Source organism: Paenibacillus sp. Y951 (genome assembly GCF_056786395.1).
In genome coordinates this window covers 31,840-51,177 of record NZ_JBXCIY010000022.1, presented here as the reverse complement: position 1 = coordinate 51,177, position 19,338 = coordinate 31,840, and the positions used below count along the sequence as shown (strand labels likewise).

At 41.4% G+C, this 19,338-nt stretch carries 20 protein-coding genes; 2 read left to right on the top strand and 18 right to left on the bottom strand.

What is annotated here, in order from left to right; translation table 11 throughout:
• Positions 1-11: 11 nt before the first annotated feature.
• From hslO to AC1TPB_RS21695, 10 genes are all read right to left on the bottom strand, one after another.
• Entirely contained in the window at positions 12-902 is an 891-nt protein-coding gene (gene hslO / locus AC1TPB_RS21740; protein WP_482078417.1) for an Hsp33 family molecular chaperone HslO, read from the bottom strand.
• 2 nt (positions 903-904) lie between these two features.
• The gene (locus tag AC1TPB_RS21735; RefSeq protein ID WP_482078416.1) at positions 905-1,675 is read right to left on the bottom strand and encodes a type III pantothenate kinase; all 771 of its coding nucleotides are present in this window, start codon (positions 1,673-1,675) and stop codon (positions 905-907) included.
• The gene (gene nadC / locus AC1TPB_RS21730) at positions 1,672-2,556 is read right to left on the bottom strand and encodes a carboxylating nicotinate-nucleotide diphosphorylase (RefSeq protein ID WP_482064624.1); all 885 of its coding nucleotides are present in this window, start codon (positions 2,554-2,556) and stop codon (positions 1,672-1,674) included. The genes AC1TPB_RS21735 and nadC overlap by 4 nt, the downstream gene beginning before the upstream one ends.
• A complete protein-coding gene (gene nadB / locus AC1TPB_RS21725; protein WP_482078431.1) occupies positions 2,549-4,162 on the bottom strand; it encodes an L-aspartate oxidase in 1,614 nt (537 codons plus the stop codon). The genes nadC and nadB overlap by 8 nt, the downstream gene beginning before the upstream one ends.
• Positions 4,163-4,398: 236 nt before the next feature.
• The gene (gene nadA, locus AC1TPB_RS21720) at positions 4,399-5,337 is read right to left on the bottom strand and encodes a quinolinate synthase NadA (RefSeq protein WP_482078415.1); all 939 of its coding nucleotides are present in this window, start codon (positions 5,335-5,337) and stop codon (positions 4,399-4,401) included.
• Positions 5,338-5,660: 323 nt separating this feature from the next.
• Positions 5,661-7,670: an ATP-dependent zinc metalloprotease FtsH gene (ftsH, locus tag AC1TPB_RS21715; protein WP_482078414.1), complete on the bottom strand. Its 2,010-nt coding sequence runs from the start codon at positions 7,668-7,670 to the stop codon at positions 5,661-5,663.
• A gap of 93 nt (positions 7,671-7,763) precedes the next feature.
• Positions 7,764-8,300, bottom strand: a complete 537-nt coding sequence (hpt, locus tag AC1TPB_RS21710; RefSeq protein ID WP_482064620.1) for a hypoxanthine phosphoribosyltransferase — start codon at positions 8,298-8,300, stop codon at positions 7,764-7,766.
• A 68-nt stretch (positions 8,301-8,368) separates the two neighbouring features.
• Positions 8,369-9,796 (bottom strand): tRNA lysidine(34) synthetase TilS, encoded by a 1,428-nt coding sequence (gene tilS, locus AC1TPB_RS21705; protein ID WP_482078413.1) that lies wholly within the window; start codon positions 9,794-9,796, stop codon positions 8,369-8,371.
• Between the two features lie 79 nt (positions 9,797-9,875).
• Positions 9,876-10,814, bottom strand: coding sequence for a protein kinase domain-containing protein (locus AC1TPB_RS21700; RefSeq protein ID WP_482078412.1), 939 nt, complete (start codon positions 10,812-10,814; stop codon positions 9,876-9,878).
• On the bottom strand, positions 10,798-11,526 hold the full coding sequence (locus tag AC1TPB_RS21695) for a vWA domain-containing protein (RefSeq protein ID WP_482078411.1): 729 nt from the start codon (positions 11,524-11,526) through the stop codon (positions 10,798-10,800). The genes AC1TPB_RS21700 and AC1TPB_RS21695 overlap by 17 nt, the downstream gene beginning before the upstream one ends.
• A 445-nt stretch (positions 11,527-11,971) precedes the next feature.
• On the opposite strand from AC1TPB_RS21695, the gene AC1TPB_RS21690 reads away from it, so the two are divergent.
• Positions 11,972-12,100: a hypothetical protein gene (locus AC1TPB_RS21690; protein ID WP_482078410.1), complete on the top strand. Its 129-nt coding sequence runs from the start codon at positions 11,972-11,974 to the stop codon at positions 12,098-12,100.
• A 38-nt stretch (positions 12,101-12,138) separates the two neighbouring features.
• Here AC1TPB_RS21690 and spoIIE read toward each other — a convergent pair whose 3' ends face one another.
• The gene (gene spoIIE / locus AC1TPB_RS21685; RefSeq protein ID WP_482078409.1) at positions 12,139-14,622 is read right to left on the bottom strand and encodes a stage II sporulation protein E; all 2,484 of its coding nucleotides are present in this window, start codon (positions 14,620-14,622) and stop codon (positions 12,139-12,141) included.
• A 176-nt stretch (positions 14,623-14,798) separates the two neighbouring features.
• Here spoIIE and AC1TPB_RS21680 point away from each other — a divergent pair, with 176 nt between their 5' ends.
• A complete protein-coding gene (locus tag AC1TPB_RS21680) occupies positions 14,799-14,963 on the top strand; it encodes a hypothetical protein (protein WP_482078408.1) in 165 nt (54 codons plus the stop codon).
• Positions 14,964-15,065: 102 nt separating this feature from the next.
• Here the strand turns inward: AC1TPB_RS21680 and AC1TPB_RS21675 are convergent, their stop codons facing one another.
• The 7 genes from AC1TPB_RS21675 to yabN all read right to left on the bottom strand — a co-directional run bounded on the left by AC1TPB_RS21675 (position 15,066) and on the right by yabN (position 19,305).
• Positions 15,066-15,608: a S1 domain-containing RNA-binding protein gene (locus AC1TPB_RS21675; RefSeq protein ID WP_482078407.1), complete on the bottom strand. Its 543-nt coding sequence runs from the start codon at positions 15,606-15,608 to the stop codon at positions 15,066-15,068.
• A 124-nt stretch (positions 15,609-15,732) separates the two neighbouring features.
• On the bottom strand, positions 15,733-16,041 hold the full coding sequence (locus AC1TPB_RS21670) for an FtsB family cell division protein (protein ID WP_482078406.1): 309 nt from the start codon (positions 16,039-16,041) through the stop codon (positions 15,733-15,735).
• A gap of 3 nt (positions 16,042-16,044) precedes the next feature.
• Positions 16,045-16,656 (bottom strand): spore cortex biosynthesis protein YabQ, encoded by a 612-nt coding sequence (yabQ, locus tag AC1TPB_RS21665; RefSeq protein ID WP_482078405.1) that lies wholly within the window; start codon positions 16,654-16,656, stop codon positions 16,045-16,047.
• Positions 16,653-16,937 carry a sporulation protein YabP gene (yabP, locus tag AC1TPB_RS21660; protein ID WP_482078404.1) on the bottom strand — a complete coding sequence of 95 codons (285 nt, stop codon included), beginning with the start codon at positions 16,935-16,937 and terminating at the stop codon, positions 16,653-16,655. Before yabP ends, yabQ begins: the two co-directional genes overlap by 4 nt.
• Positions 16,938-17,063: 126 nt before the next feature.
• Positions 17,064-17,345 carry an RNA-binding S4 domain-containing protein gene (locus AC1TPB_RS21655; protein ID WP_482078403.1) on the bottom strand — a complete coding sequence of 94 codons (282 nt, stop codon included), beginning with the start codon at positions 17,343-17,345 and terminating at the stop codon, positions 17,064-17,066.
• Between the two features lie 3 nt (positions 17,346-17,348).
• Positions 17,349-17,621 carry an HU family DNA-binding protein gene (locus AC1TPB_RS21650; protein ID WP_482064609.1) on the bottom strand — a complete coding sequence of 91 codons (273 nt, stop codon included), beginning with the start codon at positions 17,619-17,621 and terminating at the stop codon, positions 17,349-17,351.
• Positions 17,622-17,802: 181 nt separating this feature from the next.
• A complete protein-coding gene (gene yabN, locus AC1TPB_RS21645) occupies positions 17,803-19,305 on the bottom strand; it encodes a bifunctional methyltransferase/pyrophosphohydrolase YabN (RefSeq protein ID WP_482078402.1) in 1,503 nt (500 codons plus the stop codon).
• Between the last annotated feature and the right edge of the window lie 33 nt (positions 19,306-19,338).

The window sequence follows — 19,338 nt, the reverse complement described above, 5'->3', positions numbered from 1 at the left end:
ACTATCCTTACTTAAGACCTTGCTTCATCTCTAAGTTCCACTAGCTTCTCTTTGTTGAAATGATACTTTTCATTACAGAAATGACATACAAGCTCTGCCTCTCCAGTATCATCAATCATACTTTGTAGTTCGTCCGCGCCGACACTTAACAACGTTGCACTTACACGCTCCTCCGAGCATTTACATTGGAAATGCAAATCCATAATTTCATGAATGACGAAATCGTCTCCAACTAACGAGCGAATAATACCTTCAGGTGTTTCACCTTGTTCAAGCAAAGTTGTAACGGGGGGCAATGCCGCGATAGCATGCTCTAATCTCGTCAAATCTTCGTCTTTAAGTCCAGGTAGCACTTGGACAATCATCCCACCTGCATGAAGCACTGAATTGTCAGCATCTACTAATACACCTACTGAAACAGCGGAAGGCGTCTGCTCGGATACAGCAAAGTAATAAGTGAAGTCTTCACCAAGCTCCCCTGAAATAATAGGTATACTTCCACTATACGGCTCTTTCATTCCTAAATCTTTGGTTACATAAATAAATCCTGTTGTACCTACAGCACCTGCCACATCCAACTTGCCGCGCTCGTTGCTTGCATGATGTGCTTGTGGATAATCAACGTAGCCTCGAATTTCGCCATAAGTGTTCGCATCAACGACAACATTGCCGATTGGACCGTCGCCCTTTACTTGAATCGTAAGACGTTCCTCGCCCTTCAGCATAGCTCCCATCATCGCAGCAACTGCACTTGTTCTTCCTAACGCTGCTGTTGCCGTTGGATAGGTCTGATGACGCGTCTGCATTTCCTGTACAATATTAGTCAACCGTGTCGCAAATACACGTAGCTTACCACCCCATGCCGTGCCGCGAACGAGAATGTCTTTCAATTGTTCTGTCATAACTATCCCTCCTGATTGCGTTCATAGATTAAACGTAATCCTTCAAGCGTTAGCATAGGATCAACGACTTCAATCGTTTCAGACTCAGCAAAAATCAATTCCGCTAATCCACCCGTTGCAATAACTTTAGGTGTTACATTAAATTCTTTTTTGATACGGTTAACAATACCGTCAACTTGTCCAACATAACCAAAAATAATACCCGCTTGCATAGAGGTTACTGAATTTCGCCCTACAACGCTTTTCGGTTTCGTCAGCTCAATACGTGGTAATTTGGCTGCTTGCTGATACAATGCCTCTGTCGAAATTCCAATTCCTGGAGCAATCGCTCCACCAATATAGCTTGCCTCTTCATCAATATAATCAAACGTCGTTGCTGTTCCGAAATCAACAACGATCAATGGAGCGCCATACTTCTCTATCGCAGCAACAGAGTTAACGATACGGTCAGCACCCACCTCGCGTGGATTTTCATAGCGAATGTTAAGTCCTGTTTTCACACCAGGTCCGACAATAAGTGGTGCCTTCTTCATATACTTAGCACATAGCTGCTCCAGCAATCCCATTAATGGCGGAACAACCGACGATATGGCAACCCCATCAATCTGTTGCAAGCTTATGCCGACATACTGAAACAAGTTATGAATCATAATTCCATACTCATCAACTGTTCCAGAACGGTTCGTACTAATACGCCAATGATGCAATAATTGTTTCCCTTTATATATACCAAGTACGATGTTTGTATTGCCGACATCTATAACTAAAATCACGCGATAGTTCCACCTTTCTTCTCATTCAAGTCTAGACTAATGTCTAAGGCTTGAAAAGAATACGTCAAACCACCAACAGATATGACATCAACACCCGATGCTGCCTTATCATATATCGTATCAAGTGTAATGTTACCAGAAGCCTCAACGATAACATGTGAAGAGCGCTCCTTAATATATACAACTGCTTCTTTCATCGCTGCAGCCGGCATATTGTCGAGCATAATAATATCCGCCCCGCAATGAATAGCTTCTTGAATTTGCTCCATCGATTCGGTCTCCACTTCAATTTTCATCGTATGCGGAATTTGCTGGCGTGCGGATGCAACAGCAGCTGTAATACTACCAGCTCCTTTAATATGATTATCTTTAATCATAACAGCATCATACAATCCAAAGCGATGGTTATAACCCCCACCTATACGTACCGCATATTTCTCAAGCATACGATGACCAGGTGTTGTTTTTCGTGTATCAACAAGTTTTGTCGGTAGTCCTTGCAACGCTTGCACAAAGCTATTCGTTTTCGTTGCGATCCCTGAAAGTCTTTGCATCAAGTTCAAAGCAAGTCGTTCTCCAGTAAGCAAGCTTCTCGTACTACCCTCAACTTCAATAATGACGGTGCCTTTATCAACAGAATCACCATCTTCAACTAACGCGTTAAATATTAATGATGTATCTACTACTTCAAATACAAGTCGAGCAATCGGAATACCTGCAATAATTCCTGGTTCTTTCATATGAATGACGGCTTTAGATATCGAGTTTACAGGTATTGTTGTCTCTGTCGTAATATCTCCACTACCTATATCCTCTGCTAACCAACTACGTATCAATTGCTTCAGTTCATAATCGTATCCGCCGTTTGTCCACTCAAACATTTGTGATCCACTCCTCAAATTGACCAGTTTCACAATTCAATACCGTATGCTTGCTCCAATGTTCATCATCACGATTCGGGAAATCCTCTCGATAATGTCCACCGCGACTTTCTTCTCTGAAAAGCGCTGACTCCGTAACGAGTAACGCACAAGTTAACATATTCGCAAATTCGAACTCTTCACGCTCCGTAAGTTCTGTATTGAAAATAGTAACTTGTCGCATTAATTCATCTAATCCCTTTTGCAGCCCTTCGCGATTACGTTTCAAACCAGCATAACGCACCATAATTTTCTGTAGCTTCAAGCGGCGTTCCACAACAGGCTGGATCGCATGGATATGGCGATCACCAATGAAGCTCGTATTCGGCACCCCTGTAAGTGATGACAATAACGCTATACGGTCGACAATACGTCTACCGAAAACAATAGCTTCGGAAAGAGAATTACTTGCCAATCTATTCGCACCATGTACGCCTGTTGATGAAACTTCGCCACAAGCAAACAAACGAGAAATATTAGTTTCTCCATTCAAGTCAGTTTCGACTCCGCCCATCATATAGTGCATGGCAGGGGCAACAGGAATCCAATCGGTCGTTAAATCTAAACCATAGTCCAAACAATATTTATAGATCGTTGGGAAACGATGCTTGATTTTCTCTTCAGTTTCATGCGTAATATCAATATATACGAAAGTAGATTTACTCTCTTCCATCTCACTTACGATGGCACGAGCAACAACATCTCGCGGAGCAAGCTCTAATTGTTCATGATATTTGTCCATAAAACGTTCGCCTTTAATATTTCGTAAATAGGCTCCCTCACCACGAACAGCTTCTGAAATTAAGAAGCGTGGCGCACCAGGGTAACATAGCGATGTGGGATGGAATTGAATAAACTCCATATCACGTATATTAGCACCTGCACGATATGCCATAGCAACACCATCTGCCGTAGCAACTTCTGGATTCGTTGTATAGCGATAGAGTTGACCCGAACCGCCAGAGCATAGAACTGTAGCTTTGCCTCGTAAAAATAATCGCTCTCCATTGCTTTTCTGGACAATCGCTCCATAGCAAATACCTTTGTCTGTTACGAGATCAATAACGAAATGATTGTCCCATACATCAATATTAGCATTGGCAATTGCCTTCTCAGAAAGAGCACGTACAATTTCAAATCCTGTAGCATCTCCATTGGCATGCAAAATACGACGCTGACTATGAGCTCCCTCTTGTGTAAGGGCATATTCTCCATTTTCCACGTCGAATTGCGTGCCGAGCTTAATTAGATTTTCTACACCTTCTGGACCTTCATGAACGAGCACATCCACAGCACTATGATCACAAAGGCCCGCACCTGCTACTATTGTGTCCTGCAAATGATATTCGGGTGAATCATCTGCTGATATAACCGCTGCAATGCCACCTTGCGCATAACGAGTATTGCTATCCAGCAATGACTTTTTCGTAATCACCACAACAGATTGCCCTTTACTAGAACGAAGCGCCGTAAACAAACCGGCAATTCCTGCTCCGATTACAATCACATCAGTATCCACTACCGGCAAGCTCTGAATATCTATATCCACTAAGTATCTTGGAATCATTGTTGTACCCTCCGAACTTCCTCTACGTGCACGTTCAGCTACTTCCAATCGAGGTTCAAAGAGCGGGCTTTCGAAAGCCGAGAAGAGGGAGCGCTACTTGAGAAAGGAGGACACTCCAGTGTACGTTATTGGTACACGAGTCCCACACTTCCCAAGTTCGCTTCCTATTCGACGTCGAGTAACCTACGAAGCATACCCATCGTTATCAAAGTCCGCTTTTTGAACTTCCTCTACGGTTACTTTACAAGTAACATGCGCTCCAATGATAAACGTGCTTGGTCAGCCACATGAGGCGGAACATAAATTTGAGGCTGCATCGTTTCCAGACATTTCACAAGCTTTTTCAAATTATTAACCTTCATGTTCGGACATACTAAATATTTTGAAGCGAAGTTGAATGTTTTACCCGGACTATCAAGACGTAATTGATAGCCAGTTCCATCTTCTGTACCTACAATAAACTCTTGGCATGGTGATTCTTTACAATATTTCAAAATGGCTGTTGTACTTCCTACAAAGTCTCCAAGCGCTACTACTTCTGGACGACATTCAGGATGTACAACAAATTGTGCATTAGGATATTTCGCTTTCATTTCTTCTACATCTTTGACGGTTAGCATATCATGCGTATTGCAATAGCCTTCCCAAATAATCATTTTTTTGTCTGTATTTTGTTGAACATAATGACCAAGGTTTTTATCTGGCACCCAGATGACTTCGTCACCTTCTACAGAATTGACAACATTCAATGCGTTGGCAGATGTACAACAAATGTCTGTTTCAGCTTTAATCTCAGCTGATGAGTTAATATATGTGACAACGGTCGCATTAGGATGCTGTGCCTTTAGCTTACGAAGACCATCAACATTAACCATATCCGCCATCGGACAACCTGCTCGTTCATCAGGAATAATGACTGTTTTGTTAGGCGCAAGAATTTTTGCACTCTCGCCCATAAAGTGAACACCGCAAAATACAATAACTTCAGCATCAGTTTGAGCAGCTTTTTGAGCTAATAGAAACGAATCCCCACGAAAATCGGCAACCTCTTGAATTTCATCACGTTGATAATAATGTGCTAATATAATTGCATTTCTTTCTTTCTTCAGCTCCATAAGACGTTCACGCAATTGACGATTCTGTTCTTGTTTGCGTTCTAGCGCTAATGTTTCCACTCTAGATCCTCTCCTCTATGCACAATGGTTTTGTTACTATTTACAATAGCAATAACGACTTTGTGAATTCATGCACTTACTCTACAAGTCGCTTCCTATACATTTTACAAAAGTAATTAAAGATAAACGATTCAAGATTTAATTTACATGTGTTAACCCGTCATGTCAATGGAGTAAGCAGCAAATGTTCATCATTCCTTAACATTTAAATAATGTAAGGCTGATTTGCTCGCTTTAAAGCTCAGTAATTTCAATTAAAACAAAAAGACTGTTCTCTTCAACAATCTTACCGTTGAAGAGAACAGTCTTGCTATTTATTATAATTAATCTTTTTTGTTATCATCATCTACCGGATTGTTCGGAATCGGGTCCTGCTCTGTTACAGACTCTTCATCTTCACGTGGTTGAATGCGAACTTTCACATCACCGATCTCATCGATAATTGGTGCTGCTTCCGATTCTACGATCGCTTCAGTTGAAGCACCGCCAGCAAACGGAGCTGGTAAGTGACCTGTTTCAAGCAATGACTTAATTTGCTCGATTTCCAACGTCTCAACATCAAGCAATGTCGTTGCAATAGCATGCATCTCTTTGCTCTTCTCGTTAAGAAGGTCTCTCGTACGGTTATAACATTCGTTAATAATCGCTTGCATTTCTTGGTCAATCTCATATGCGATCGCATCTGAGTAATTTTGTTCGTGACCAATGTCACGTCCTAAAAATACAGAACCTTGCTGCGAGCTACCGAATTGCATTGGTCCTAGTTTATCGCTCATACCATACTCCATAATCATGCTACGAACAATAGCTGTAGCTTGCTTGAAGTCACTGTATGCACCTGTACCAATTTCCCCAATGAAGATTTCCTCGGCAACACGACCTGCTAACAGACCACATACGCGATCTAGTAGCTCGTTCTTCGTTACAAGCATACGATCTTCTTTTGGCAGCATGATTACATATCCGCCAGCACGTCCACGAGGAATGATCGTAACTTTGTGAACTTGATCTGCATGCTCTAGGTAGTAGCCTGCAATCGTGTGTCCAGCTTCATGATAAGCAACAATGCGCTTCTCACGATCACTAATAACACGACTCTTCTTCTCTGTACCTACGATAACACGATCAATCGCATCATCGATATCAACCATATTTATTTCCTTCTTATTACGACGAGCAGCAAGTAATGCTGCTTCATTCAGAAGGTTTTCAAGATCAGCACCACTGAATCCAGTTGTACGTTTCGCAATAGTAGCTAAATTTACTTCACTTGTAAGTGGCTTATTACGCGCATGTACCTTCAACACGTCTTCACGACCTCTAACGTCAGGACGATCTACCGTAATTTGACGGTCAAAACGACCTGGACGAAGTAACGCTGGATCCAAGATATCAGCACGGTTCGTTGCAGCGATAATAATAATACCTTCGTTAGCACCGAAACCATCCATTTCTACTAGCATTTGGTTCAACGTTTGTTCACGCTCATCATGACCACCGCCAAGACCAGCTCCACGTTGACGACCTACTGCATCGATCTCATCGATGAAGATAATACATGGTGCATTTTTCTTCGCATTCTCGAACAAGTCACGAACACGAGAAGCACCAACACCGACGAACATTTCCACGAAGTCAGAACCTGAAATACTAAAGAATGGTACGCCAGCTTCTCCAGCAACTGCTCTTGCCAGCAATGTTTTACCTGTACCTGGAGGTCCTACAAGAAGTACCCCTTTCGGAATACGAGCACCTACCAAGTTGAACTTACGAGGATCTTTCAAGAAATCAACCACTTCGATAAGTTCTTGTTTCTCTTCATCTGCACCTGCAACATCTTGGAACGTAACTTTTTTCTTGTCTTCCGTATAAAGCTTGGCTTTGCTCTTACCAAAGTTCATCACTTTGCCGCCGCCACCTTGAGCTTGATTCATTAAGAAGAAGAACAATACGAAAATTAAGATGAACGGTATTAATGTTACTAAGAAGTTAGACCAGAAACTTGGTGTCTTCATCTTCTCATGTTTTAATGTGAATCCATATTCATTACGAAGTTCTTCAAGTTGTGGAACAGAACTAGTTGCGGCACGAGATGTAAAGCTTTGACTACTAACATCTGCTGGCACCTGTGTATACTTACCTGTTACAAAGTAGGATTGATCTTCAAACCTCAAAACTAATTCTGCCACATTCCCTGATTCGATTGCTGTAATTAGCTGATCGTATCTCAAAGGTTCGGAAGTATCACCTGTTTTACTAATGTAATTATAGATCCCTATCGTAACCAAAAAAATAATTAAATAATAACTTGAATTACGGATGAACCGTTTCATCCCCTACCTCCTCTCAGACGCTTCAATTATTTTAACATAGCATGTCTTTCGATAACAACGTATAGCTGTTATCGAGGACATGCCTGGCCAGTCCTACGAATAGATTTCTGGCTTAAGGATGCCGATAAATGGCAAATTACGATACTTTTCAGCAAAGTCTAAGCCATAACCGACAACGAACTCGTCTGGTAATGTATATCCCTTATAATGGGGCTGAAGATCTACTGTACGTCGAGCAGGTTTGTCAAACAACGTTGCAACAGTAACTGATGCCGCATTGCGATGCTCTAATACATCGATCAAATAGCTTAAAGTAAGACCACTATCGATAATATCTTCTACAATGATCACGTCACGACCTTCAACGGAAACATCAAGGTCTTTAATAATTTTGACAACGCCTGATGAAATTGTAGATTGGCCATAGCTCGAGACGGCCATAAAATCGATTTCTAGTGGGATTTTGATCTCTTTCACAAGATCAGACATGAAAATAAATGCGCCTTTTAAGATACAAATAACGAGCGGATTGCGACCTGTAAAGTCCTTCGTTAATTGTTCACCAAGCTCTTTCACCTTTTGTGAAATTTGTTCCTCACTATATAGCACTTCTTGAATGTCGTTTAACAACTGAAATCCTCCTACACTTAACTATGTTATGTTTCTAAATCAAGTTCATTCCTATTCATCGATCAAGCTTAAAATTGGTTGCCTCTGTTGCATGTGATCACAATATAAGTATTCGTTTGCTCATTGACTAAGCTATAACTTGATCTACGCACACCAGGAAGCCAGATGATTTGATTCGAATGCTGGAGCAAGATTGGATAGGTATCACGTTCAGAAATAGCGATTTTTTCATCCACGAACATATCTTGCACTTTTTTCGTTCCATTTAACCCTATAACATTCATTCGGTCACCAGTTAATCGGGAACGAATGGTAAGTGGAAACGAAATCGTATCATAATCAAATACCGCTTCATATCTAGAAGCTGGATTCGGCAGTTGTGCATCGCCTTCGTAAAGCTTACATGAGATCAACCAATTACCGTATTGTAACATACAAGGTAGCTGTTGTTGTTCAATGATAAGTGGCTTAGCTTTTGTCGACTGGAAAAGCGAATAATTATTACTATGTACAAAGCGCAATATATCGTATTCGCGGACGCATACGATCCCTTCGCCAACATCGATACGATACGTGGATGTCGCAATATTTCCTGCAGCCCATCGTATTCGCTCTATGCCCTCGAACGAAATGCTAGTTGCTTCTTGAGAAAGATAACTTAATATTAGTTTAATCAATCTTCTTTGTAAAGCGACGTGAGCGTCTAATAACACTTTGCAATTAATTATTATACTCTGATCTTGATGTTTCACATCTTCTACAAACATTTGATTGGCTTGTTGCTGCATCCAATCATCTTCAACTCCCGCTACATCAGCAAGTCGTGCTAACGATTGTGTTAGCTTCGGATTAAAGGTTTCTAAGTAAGGAATAACATCTAGTCGAATTTTATTGCGGAAATAATCTCGTTGCTCATTACTACTGTCATTAACATATCGTATTTGCTGCTCGTGACAGTAAACAATCAAGTCATCCTTCCTCATACGAAGTAGAGGACGAATGAGTTCCACGTTTTTTTCAGAACGCTTCATAGCCATACCACTTAGCCCTGAAATACCTGTTCCTCGTAAAACATGCATAAGTACCGTTTCAGCTTGATCATCACCATGGTGAGCAAGTGCAATGTAGTTGGCATTATGACGTTCACATACTTCATAGAGGAACGCATATCTTCGTTGTCGAGAGGCCGCTTGGCTATTGCCTCTGTTTTCCTGCAAATAAAGTGGCATGTCTAGTTCTGTATATTCACATATAAGTGCTAATTGCTTGGCAGCCTGTCTAACTAGCTCATATTCTGCAGCAGACTCCTCGGGTCGAAACCCATGATTAACATGAGCAACGACCAACTGGAGCGAGTCACGTAATGCGATACTATGAAGGATATGTAGCAATGCCATCGAATCTGGCCCACCTGAAACGGCCACAACAATTGTACTATTAGGTTGCCATAATTGTTGACTCTTCGCTACATTCCAAGCTTCTTCAACCAATCCCATAACATGCACCTCCTTCTAACCTATGTTCAAAAATTGCAATATTAAGTAGCAAGAAGGCTCGTTCTGTTATCAAATCTAACTATTTCAGTAATCCACCGAGATCCAATAAAGCTATGGAAGCTACCGTACATAATGAAAGTACCGATATCGTAATGAGCACCTTCAGCCAACGCGGCGTTTTATTAGACTTCACAATAGCTTTCCGTCGATGTGCTAACATTCTCCAAGCTTCTGCAGCCTCTTCACCATCACGAAAATGTCCATGAAATGCCTTAAGTAACCATCCTTCATAAGGCGCAAGCTGAGGAATCGTTTTGACAATTGCCATTAGCTCCTCAATTGACCGGTTTTGCGGTATTAACTCATTCGTAGCTTGGCTTAATTTACGTGGGGCAAACAATTGGACACAAAGGGTAGCAAATGAAAATAAATCGTAAGCTGAGTCAGCACAGCGAGTTCCGCTATTCCAATAGCCACGATCATATATTTCCGTAAACTGTTTCACACTCTTCCCTATTTTGGTTGCACCACCGTAATCAATCAACTCAACATGGCCGTATTCCGCAGCAATAATGTTTTCCACCTTCAAATCGCCAAAAATCCAGCCTGCTTGATGAAGTTGACCAAGACGACGTAGCATATTCAATGCTAGCAATGGAAACCACTCTTGCCCATTTTGCTCAATATAAGAAGGAATATCTAGCCCCTTTACATAGCGCATCGTATAGAAAGAATATTCTTTTCCGTCTGGCATAATGCAATCATCAACGTCTTTCAAGTAATTATCGTTAGCTGACACATCACGCCCGGCTAACGCTTTAAGCGCATTGATTTCAGATTGTAGATCGATCGCATTGGCACCGATTTTCAAAGCATACCAGTTCCAATCTTTAGAGACTAGAAATACTTTACCATTAGCGCCCTCGCCAAGCAATCTTTCTACAAGATATTGTTGACCTTTCCACTTGCCTACAAGAACATTTCCCTTTTTTAAGGGTAATTTAGATAGCGTCGTCACCCATTATCCCATCCATTTCTGTCCGGTCATATGGCGCTTTCGCTCTTTGCTCGGTATAAAATTCTATAACTTTCATAAGCGCGGGACCTGTTGGTGTTGTACCACTCATATGCAACTTCGGAAAAATTGATTGCATCCCTTTAAGATGCTTCGTCCATTGCAAATCAACAACACAATCCTCCTGATGCTTCGCACCTGGGAAGTGAAGCACTGCAATTTCACTTTTACCTTCTCTAGCTTGCAAGCTCAGCATAAGATCATAGATAGCTTCCTCTACAGATGCTAGCTTTGGACGCATGCTTGCACTCGCATCAATGAGTAATGCGACTTGCAACTCTGTTGTCTCTGTAAGCTCATCCATGACGCGCACGACCTCGCTGCGCTTCTCTGGCGCTAATGCCTCTATAGAGTGATTACCGAGTACATGCTGCAGCTCCTTCTGAACAGCCATTTGAATCGTTTGTACAACCGTTTTGCGTGTCATCATCTGGACAGTTTGCGCTAGCTCCTTCGTCTGGACAAGTCTACTTAATCCTCCACCTGCTCTAGCAATCTCATGAATTTCGGCCGAACCATACTCTCCCAATTCACCTTGATCCACTACTCCGATAACATTAACCGAGATTCCTTCGGATTTGGCGTGGGCCGCAGCGACAACAGGACTCATCCCAACATTAGAACAACCGTCTGTAATAAGTAATATTTGCTTCATCACTATACCTCCTCAAACTTTTCGTCCACGCTTCGTTATCTACTCGTGAAAAGCAGATCAGAAGCCTAGTCTTCGTATTTCAGACATAGATAAGACTATATAGCTCTATCTTTGCCGAAATGAGAGGAAGTTAACCCTAGCAAACTACTTATTTCTTGGATCTATTAATTATACTCTAGTTATTCACTAGAGTGCCAATTTTCAGAAATTGGCGATTTCTCATTCAGATAGTAGACAATAAAAAAGTTTTTTGAGAGATTGCTACTTAGCAAGAGCTCACAAAAAACTTTTTTGCTTGCTGTTTGAACTATCCTTACACGTTCGCTTCATAATCGCTTCACATTCGCTGCCATAGTATAGCCATCGTAAGCAAAATCCTAGCAATGTGTTCAGCACGAGTACATGAGCGGTCAATTGTCCGAAGCTTACAATAAAGGTTCAAAAAGTGGACTTTAAGAACCGAGCAGGTGGAGCGTTACTTGAGCAAGGCGGAAGCGCAAATGTACGTAGTTGGTACATGCGAACCGTACTTGCCAAGTTCGCTTCAGATGCGATGTCGAATACGCTACGTTAGCCTAATCATCGTTATCAAAGTCCACTTTTTGAACTTCCCTACGATACGATTTGTGCTCTTTCGATCTTTGCGACCCCCGGCCACTTAAACGTTGCCCATTCTGGGACATAGCGATCCAATCTTGTAACAAGAACCGTCATATCATCAACAATCTCCCCATCATGGAATCTTACGACCGTCTCTAATAAAGAGTCGGCAATTTCCTGTGGATCATTACTCTTCAATTCTCCTATGACGCGCTTCATCCATAAGTCCTTATTAACCGCATATCCCGGTGCATCATAAATACCATCGCTCATCATAATTAATACATCGCCTGGTAATAATGGCATATGAATAAAGTCGACATCAATATCTTGAATAATTCCGACGGGTAAATTATTGGCACATATCGGAATAACTTCCTGCCCTCGCTTAATAAAGCTTGGTGTAGAGCCAATTTTCAAGAACGTTGTGTCTGCTGAATAGAGGTCGATAATCGCAAGGTCAACCGTTGCATATGTTTCATCAGGAGAACGTAGCAACAATATTGTATTAACCGATTTAACAGCTAGCTGCTCATTCATTCCTGATTGTAATAGTTGCTGAAGAATAGATAGCGCAGCACTGCTTTCTTGCCTTGCCCGTTCCCCATTCCCCATTCCATCACTAATCGCTACAGCAAACTTCCCACTATCTAGCTCGACGATACTAAAGCTATCCCCCGATAACAGATCGCCACCTTTTGCTACGCCTGCTACACCAATTTCCACTTCGTATTGTTTTGCCGATGCAAACATTGCTCGCTTCAGCTCACTATGCTGTGACCATGATGATTCACTACGGACCGTAATATTTTCCCCTAATATATCACTAAGTAATGGTGCAATAATTTTTCTGCACTCCTCGAAACCACCATCAAAGCTATGCTGTACCTCGATTTCCACATTACCGAGCTCTAAGCTAATAATGTCGATGCTCTGAATGGATAAACCTAACCCTTCTAGCGCCTCTTTAATTTGCTCCTCCTGTACATGCAGCGTTTGACCTTCTCGTTTAATTTCCAGCGATAGATCCTCCATTACTTGTGAGACTCCTAATAATTGATCGGCAACAAGTCCCTTCAGCTCATGAATTTGTCGTTGCCATTTATAATTGAGATTATACAGTTCATACTGATGCTTCATCGCAGTTAGCACTTCATCTACACGACTGCAATGTGCTTTCCATGCGCGTGGGATATCTTTTTGTAATCCCCCTTGCCTTGCCTCGATACTCGTCATCATCTCATTCATCATTTTTTTTGTTGGAAATAATTTATCACCCCAGCATGATTTTTGCTTATGGCAATTATGGCAGCTCTGCATCGCAACGGCATCGATAAACTGCACCACTTTTTCTTCTTGACTTACTGCTTGTCCACTTACGTAATTCGGATAGAAGCTATTCGATAATTGTTTGAACATATCTGAAAAATGGAATACTCGTGCTGCCGTAGCATTACGAATATGTTTCGCATACTCGTAATGTGATTTATTATTTTCTAGCGAGCCAGGTATATACCGCGATATCGCATTCGTTATTCCTTTAGGTGTTAACAAAAACAGTAAAGTAGCAAATGCTGATTCCCATACCGATGTGAATATTTCACCCTGCCCACCAACGTATACCGTTAAAATAGAAGTACCAAGCAATAGTCCGAATGCAGACCCTAGCTTTCCACCTTCACGTAGTAAGCCCGCTAACAAACCTGCGAATGAAAGCACACCGATTTGTAGCACCGCGCTAAAATTAGCAAGACTGATAATTAAACCTGCGATTACCCCTACCGTCGCACCTAGTGGTGCACCGCCTACAATAGCGAAGATGAGCAGCATATAGCGAGATAGCACATGTTCTACTGAAACCCCTTCCACAACCCAACCTACGGTGCCAGTCATAGCACAAGCGAGTAGGATCATGACACAAATGATTTCTTCATGCTTCAATTTTGCTGATTTACGTGAAAAAGTAATGACTGGGATGGCGTGAATGAACACTAACGTCAAAATAAAGGCAAGGGCAGCTTCGACAATCACCATTGTGAGATTATACCAATCTAAAGAATTTCCAATAGAGGTATGGAATAGCTGTACGAGCAATACCCCTATGAAAACAACAAGCGGCACTTTAGAAATGGCAACTCGTTCATAAGCCTGTAATCCACGAAATAGTAAATATACAACGAGAATTTCTAATGCAATCCATAAAGGTGCTGGTGTAACGGCGAACAAACTGCCTAGTACCGTTATAATACCTGTCATAAGTGCCAAATCTTTACGAATAAAATAGATGACTGCAAAATAAGCTACTGCAAATGACATTAGCGAATCTAGAATGACTGCTCTACCTAACAAAAATGCGAGCCCGATCAGTAAAATATCCCACTTCCTACTAGACACTGCCTCATAACTTTTGTTTATCCACTTCACCTGTAACAATTTCTCACCAACACGAGCTTGCCCTTCGTTCAACGGGGCAAATATTGAATTACCCTTCTTCATACCGTCGCACCACCATCCGAATGTTAATGTGTCCCTCATTATAGATGGTTGTCTCAACAGATTTTGTCACTTGAAGGAAGATGGTCAAAAGTTTTTTCCGACAAAACTAACGACGCTCGCATCACTTGTCGGAAGTCATTCAACCTCAATCATAGCAACAGATGAGCATGCTGCCTATGAACAAGATCGTTGCAGTACATCGGCCTTATTGTGTCGGCAACCTCAAACAATATTTGACGAATCAACTAGAGTTACCGTTTCAGATGAAGAATGTTGACCGAAAGTTTCTGTTCTATACGTTAATACGACAAGCAAATTCGATGCCGATTACGCTTCGTTAGCATAATCATCATTATCAAAGTCCGCTTTTTGAACTTCCTCTAAAGGAAAAACAAAAAAGCAGAGCCATAGTGGCCCTGCTTGTATCAACATAGGAATCGTAACTAGTCTCGTTTTGCTCCGCGACCGCCACGTTTACCTTCAGTATTCTTTTTCAAAGATGAAATGCGCTCTTCACTATCTTTTAAGAACTTAGACATTTTATCCTCGAACGTCACTTTACCAAAGCTTGGCTTACCAAAGCCAGGTTTGCCGCCACCTTGCTTATTGAATGGACGACCGCCTCTTTCAAAGTTTCCGCCGCCGCCACCACTGCCGCCGCTGCTACTACCACCGCGATTAAATCTCTCTCCGCTTTGTCCTCCAGATGAATGTCGTTCTCGAGAAGGTGGAGCTTGCTCTCCTGCTGGACGATCAACAGCTTGTTTGATTGAAAGACCGATCTTACCATCTTTGTCCACATTAATAACTTTAACTGTAACGACATCTTCGATCTTCAAATGATCTTTAACATCCTTGACATAGTTATCAGCGATTTCGGAAATATGAACTAGCCCAGTGACTCCTCCGGATAAATCAACAAATGCTCCGAAATTAGTAATACCCGTCACTTTTCCTTCTAATTTGGCGCCCACTTCAATTGCCATAAAATAAAATGTTCCTCTCTTAAAGTAATATAAAGTCAATCTTACGTACGATCAACAGTTACGCATAAAATTGCTCATATCGTGATTATAACCGAATCGACGAATTAAGGTCAACAGACAGGCATCATGGTTGCTCACTAAATATTTGCTGTTCGCCTTCTTTTACCATTCCTTGCTCCTTTGTTGCAAGTTGAGCCATATACTCTGGATCATTGAGCAGCTTGACTTGTGTTGTTAGAGAATCAAGCTCTTGCGAGATTAAATCACGATTACTTTCGAGGGACATTAGCTTCTCTTGGATCGCATCATGTTGATTGGACTGATTCAGAAATGTGTAACCTGCCCAGGCTAAGAAAATTGCAGCAAGCACAAACAATATCTTAAATCTTCGCTTTGCCCCACTAAATGATTGTTTTGATTTTGTTTGAGCCATTTGCTACTTCCTCCTTAACCATGACTGCGACTTTTGCTTCACAACGTTCCACATTTTCGCTAGCTTAGTTGATATATTCGATTTTTCCCAATACGGGTTGAGCCACCTACCCAGCGGCTTTGTAATGGGAGAAAGTATCCATATTGTTAGTTTTATGAACGGACGTAGTAATTGTAGCACAAGTTTTCCAATTCCAATAGTGATCTTAGAACCAAGTTTCATAATAAAAAGTAGTATTGCCCATATAACAATAATGGGTTTTATTACTATAAAGTGGAAAATGTTCGTTATTAATTGTATACACCATTTCACAGCGTTAATCAACCATAGCGTTATTTTTGTTGTTGCTTTACTGAATAACCAGTAATAAACGACAACGCCGATAGCTAGTCCAACAAATACATATGCACGCACCTCGCCATTATTGCTTACATATAGCATTCGAAAGACGATCATTGCCGATGCAATCCAATATAATAGATCAAGCAATGATAATGACCAGCGCGGAAATTTAAACTCTGAGGAAACGACTCGATAACCATCGAAGATTATTCCCATCCCAACACCAGACATTAACATTGTGCCTAACGTTAACCATTGTATACTTAAGCTCATCGAAATAACTTACCGAATACGCCTTTACTCTTGCCAGCGTTTTTGCCATCAGAATAGGCGAGTGAGTATACCATACCCTCTATTGCAACTAAGCCCTGTTCTAGACTTAAATGTTTCATATGCAGATTATGCCCCGTAATTGTAAGCATTCCGAGTTCCGTATCTAGCAAAAACAGCTCACTATCGAAGCTCTCCACCTTAGTTACTCCTGTGAGCTCTAATAGCTTCCTATTCGTTAGCTTTACATCCTGCTGTTTTTGCTTTTTCGGTTGTTCCATCATAGACTCGTCCTCCACTTCTATTCATTTCTTATAGTTTATGGAGGGCATTCTAACTTTAGAACTATTAACTATACAAAAGAGAGTAGTATCGCTCACTTTCGTGAATGATACTACTCTCTATGATATCTATTCCCAATCCAGAAGATTCTCTTTTGGGCGTGCTTCTTCTTTCACCAAAGTATAAAGCTCCGTGGCTTCGTCTTTTCGCGTTGCCTCAGCAATACGATCTATGCGCACCGTTACGATCTTCTGACCATATTGGATTTGCAATTCATCGCCTACTTTAACGGCACTACTAGGCTTAGCTTCACGGCCGTTGATCCAAATCCGTCCCTGTTCTGACACATCTTTGGCAACGGTACGTCGCTTAATTAGTCTTGATACTTTGAGAAATTTATCTAAGCGCATAGACTACTTTATAGCTTCTTTCAGTTTGTTACCAGCTTTAAAAGCGGGAACAGTAGTTTCAGGGATGTTAATGTCAGCACCCGTTTGAGGGTTACGACCAACACGTCCAGAACGTTTACGAGTTTCAAAAGTACCAAAACCAATAAGTTGTACTTTATCTCCACCAGCAAGCGCTTCTGTTACTTCAGCAAGAAAACCGTTAAGTACTGTTTCTACATCACGTTTCGTTAAACCATTTTTTTCTGCAATGTTATTAATTAGATCTGTTTTGTTCATTTCTTATATTCCTCCTGAAAAATATATGTTTAATTTAAGGCTAACGCCATTTAGTGAGATTACAGCAATATGCATTTGAATCTCACGAAGATTATTAATTCAACTAAAGTTTACAAAATCCTTCTTATTCCTATTAAATTATTTACAAGATTTGCTGAATAAGCAAAGTTTATGACGACTTTTAGAATTTTACAATCCCTTTGGCTTCCTCCCACCATCGATCCATCTCTACTAAATCAGTATCGTCAAAGCTTTTATCATTTATACGAAGCTGCTCTTCAATATATTGAAATCTAGCTTTAAATTTCATATTTGTCCGGGCAAGTGATGCTTCCGGATCCGCATGAATGAATCTAGCAGCATTCACAACTGCAAATAGCAGATCACCTAATTCTTCCGCTTGCTTATCCTGCTCATCGGATGCAATAACTTCCTTCAATTCGGCAAGTTCCTCTTCGATTTTGGCAAGTACAGGACCAATCTCATCCCAATCAAAACCAACTTTAGCAGCTTTTTTCTGAATTTTATAAGCAGTTAGAATAGCAGGTAAGTCTTTCGGAATACCATCGAGCTTAGATGGCCGTTGATCAGTAATTCCATTAGCACGTTGCTCTTCAGCTTTCATCTTCTCCCAGCTGACTAGCGCTTCCTCTGAGCTTTGAGCAGAGTCTTCACCAAATACATGCGGATGACGATAAATTAATTTCTCATTCAACGTCTGAAGCACATCATAGATGGAGAAGCTGCCTAGCTCCTCCTCCATCTGACTGTGCAGCATTAATTGCAATAGTACATCACCGAACTCCTCCTGCATTCCCTCAGGATCATCGGCATCAATTGCTTCCAACGCTTCGTACAGCTCCTCAATGAAATTTTTGCGAATCGATTGATGAGTCTGTTCTTGATCCCATGGACAACCTTCTGGACTACGTAGAATCGTAACAATTTCATGCAGGCGGTCGAAGCTACGATTACGCACGGCCTCATCGGTCGTACGCGGCACATAGATGATCGATAGGTTGTGATAGCCATCTATTCGATCTAATTCATAGATAGGCACGGAGATGAGCTCCTGCTCGCCCGCTACGCCTAGTGCATGCCCAACAATAACCTCATAGTCATCTGGATACCGCTCCATCAATGCCAGCTTTACATCAGATGCCGTATACTTATCATAAACTTGCCCGATTAGTGTATGCAATTGCGGTTGCAATAACGATGGCTGCAGCTCGGCCGCATCAAGTAATGCAAATCCTTCGATAGGATCGAATCTAAGTGCTGTGAACGCTGCATCCAAAAAACTTTCACCGCCACGAATATGTAAGGCTATCCCTTCCGCTTCACAACGCGTAATAAGCTGCTGAACAGTGCTTTCCGCGACCATAGGATGTCCAGGCACCGCATAGACGATATGAGCCTCTTCGCCCGCTTCTGCAATAGCCTGAACGCTCTGCAGCAATGTTTGAACGATTTCTGCATATACCTCTGGAAAATTACTATGCGCCTCGTAGATGCTATCAAAGCTTATATAAGCGATATGCTCATCATGTAACAGCTTCATCATCGGATGATGTTCAGTTCTAACATAAAGCTGACTTGCCTCTTTAATCTGTTTCCATATCCCTAATGTAATCTGATCCTCACTACCTGAACCTAGTCCAACGACAGTAATTGATTTCATCATTTGCTACTCACTCCTTCGCTTTTCATCTGAACA

Bases quoted from the DNA above. Each gene is read 5' to 3' on its own strand.
- hslO (WP_482078417.1), bottom strand. From the start codon at position 902: ATGACAGAACAATTGAAAGACATTCTCGTTCGCGGCACGGCATGGGGT.
- nadC (WP_482064624.1), bottom strand. From the start codon at position 2,556: ATGTTTGAGTGGACAAACGGCGGATACGATTATGAACTGAAGCAATTG.
- nadB (WP_482078431.1), bottom strand. From the start codon at position 4,162: ATGATTCCAAGATACTTAGTGGATATAGATATTCAGAGCTTGCCGGTA.
- ftsH (WP_482078414.1), bottom strand. From the start codon at position 7,670: ATGAAACGGTTCATCCGTAATTCAAGTTATTATTTAATTATTTTTTTG.
- tilS (WP_482078413.1), bottom strand. From the start codon at position 9,796: ATGGGATTGGTTGAAGAAGCTTGGAATGTAGCGAAGAGTCAACAATTA.
- AC1TPB_RS21695 (WP_482078411.1), bottom strand. From the start codon at position 11,526: ATGAAGCAAATATTACTTATTACAGACGGTTGTTCTAATGTTGGGATG.
- spoIIE (WP_482078409.1), bottom strand. From the start codon at position 14,622: ATGAAGAAGGGTAATTCAATATTTGCCCCGTTGAACGAAGGGCAAGCT.
- AC1TPB_RS21680 (WP_482078408.1), top strand. From the start codon at position 14,799: ATGAACAAGATCGTTGCAGTACATCGGCCTTATTGTGTCGGCAACCTC.
- AC1TPB_RS21675 (WP_482078407.1), bottom strand. From the start codon at position 15,608: ATGGCAATTGAAGTGGGCGCCAAATTAGAAGGAAAAGTGACGGGTATT.
- AC1TPB_RS21670 (WP_482078406.1), bottom strand. From the start codon at position 16,041: ATGGCTCAAACAAAATCAAAACAATCATTTAGTGGGGCAAAGCGAAGA.
- yabQ (WP_482078405.1), bottom strand. From the start codon at position 16,656: ATGAGCTTAAGTATACAATGGTTAACGTTAGGCACAATGTTAATGTCT.
- yabP (WP_482078404.1), bottom strand. From the start codon at position 16,937: ATGATGGAACAACCGAAAAAGCAAAAACAGCAGGATGTAAAGCTAACG.
- AC1TPB_RS21655 (WP_482078403.1), bottom strand. From the start codon at position 17,345: ATGCGCTTAGATAAATTTCTCAAAGTATCAAGACTAATTAAGCGACGT.
- AC1TPB_RS21650 (WP_482064609.1), bottom strand. From the start codon at position 17,621: ATGAACAAAACAGATCTAATTAATAACATTGCAGAAAAAAATGGTTTA.
- yabN (WP_482078402.1), bottom strand. From the start codon at position 19,305: ATGATGAAATCAATTACTGTCGTTGGACTAGGTTCAGGTAGTGAGGAT.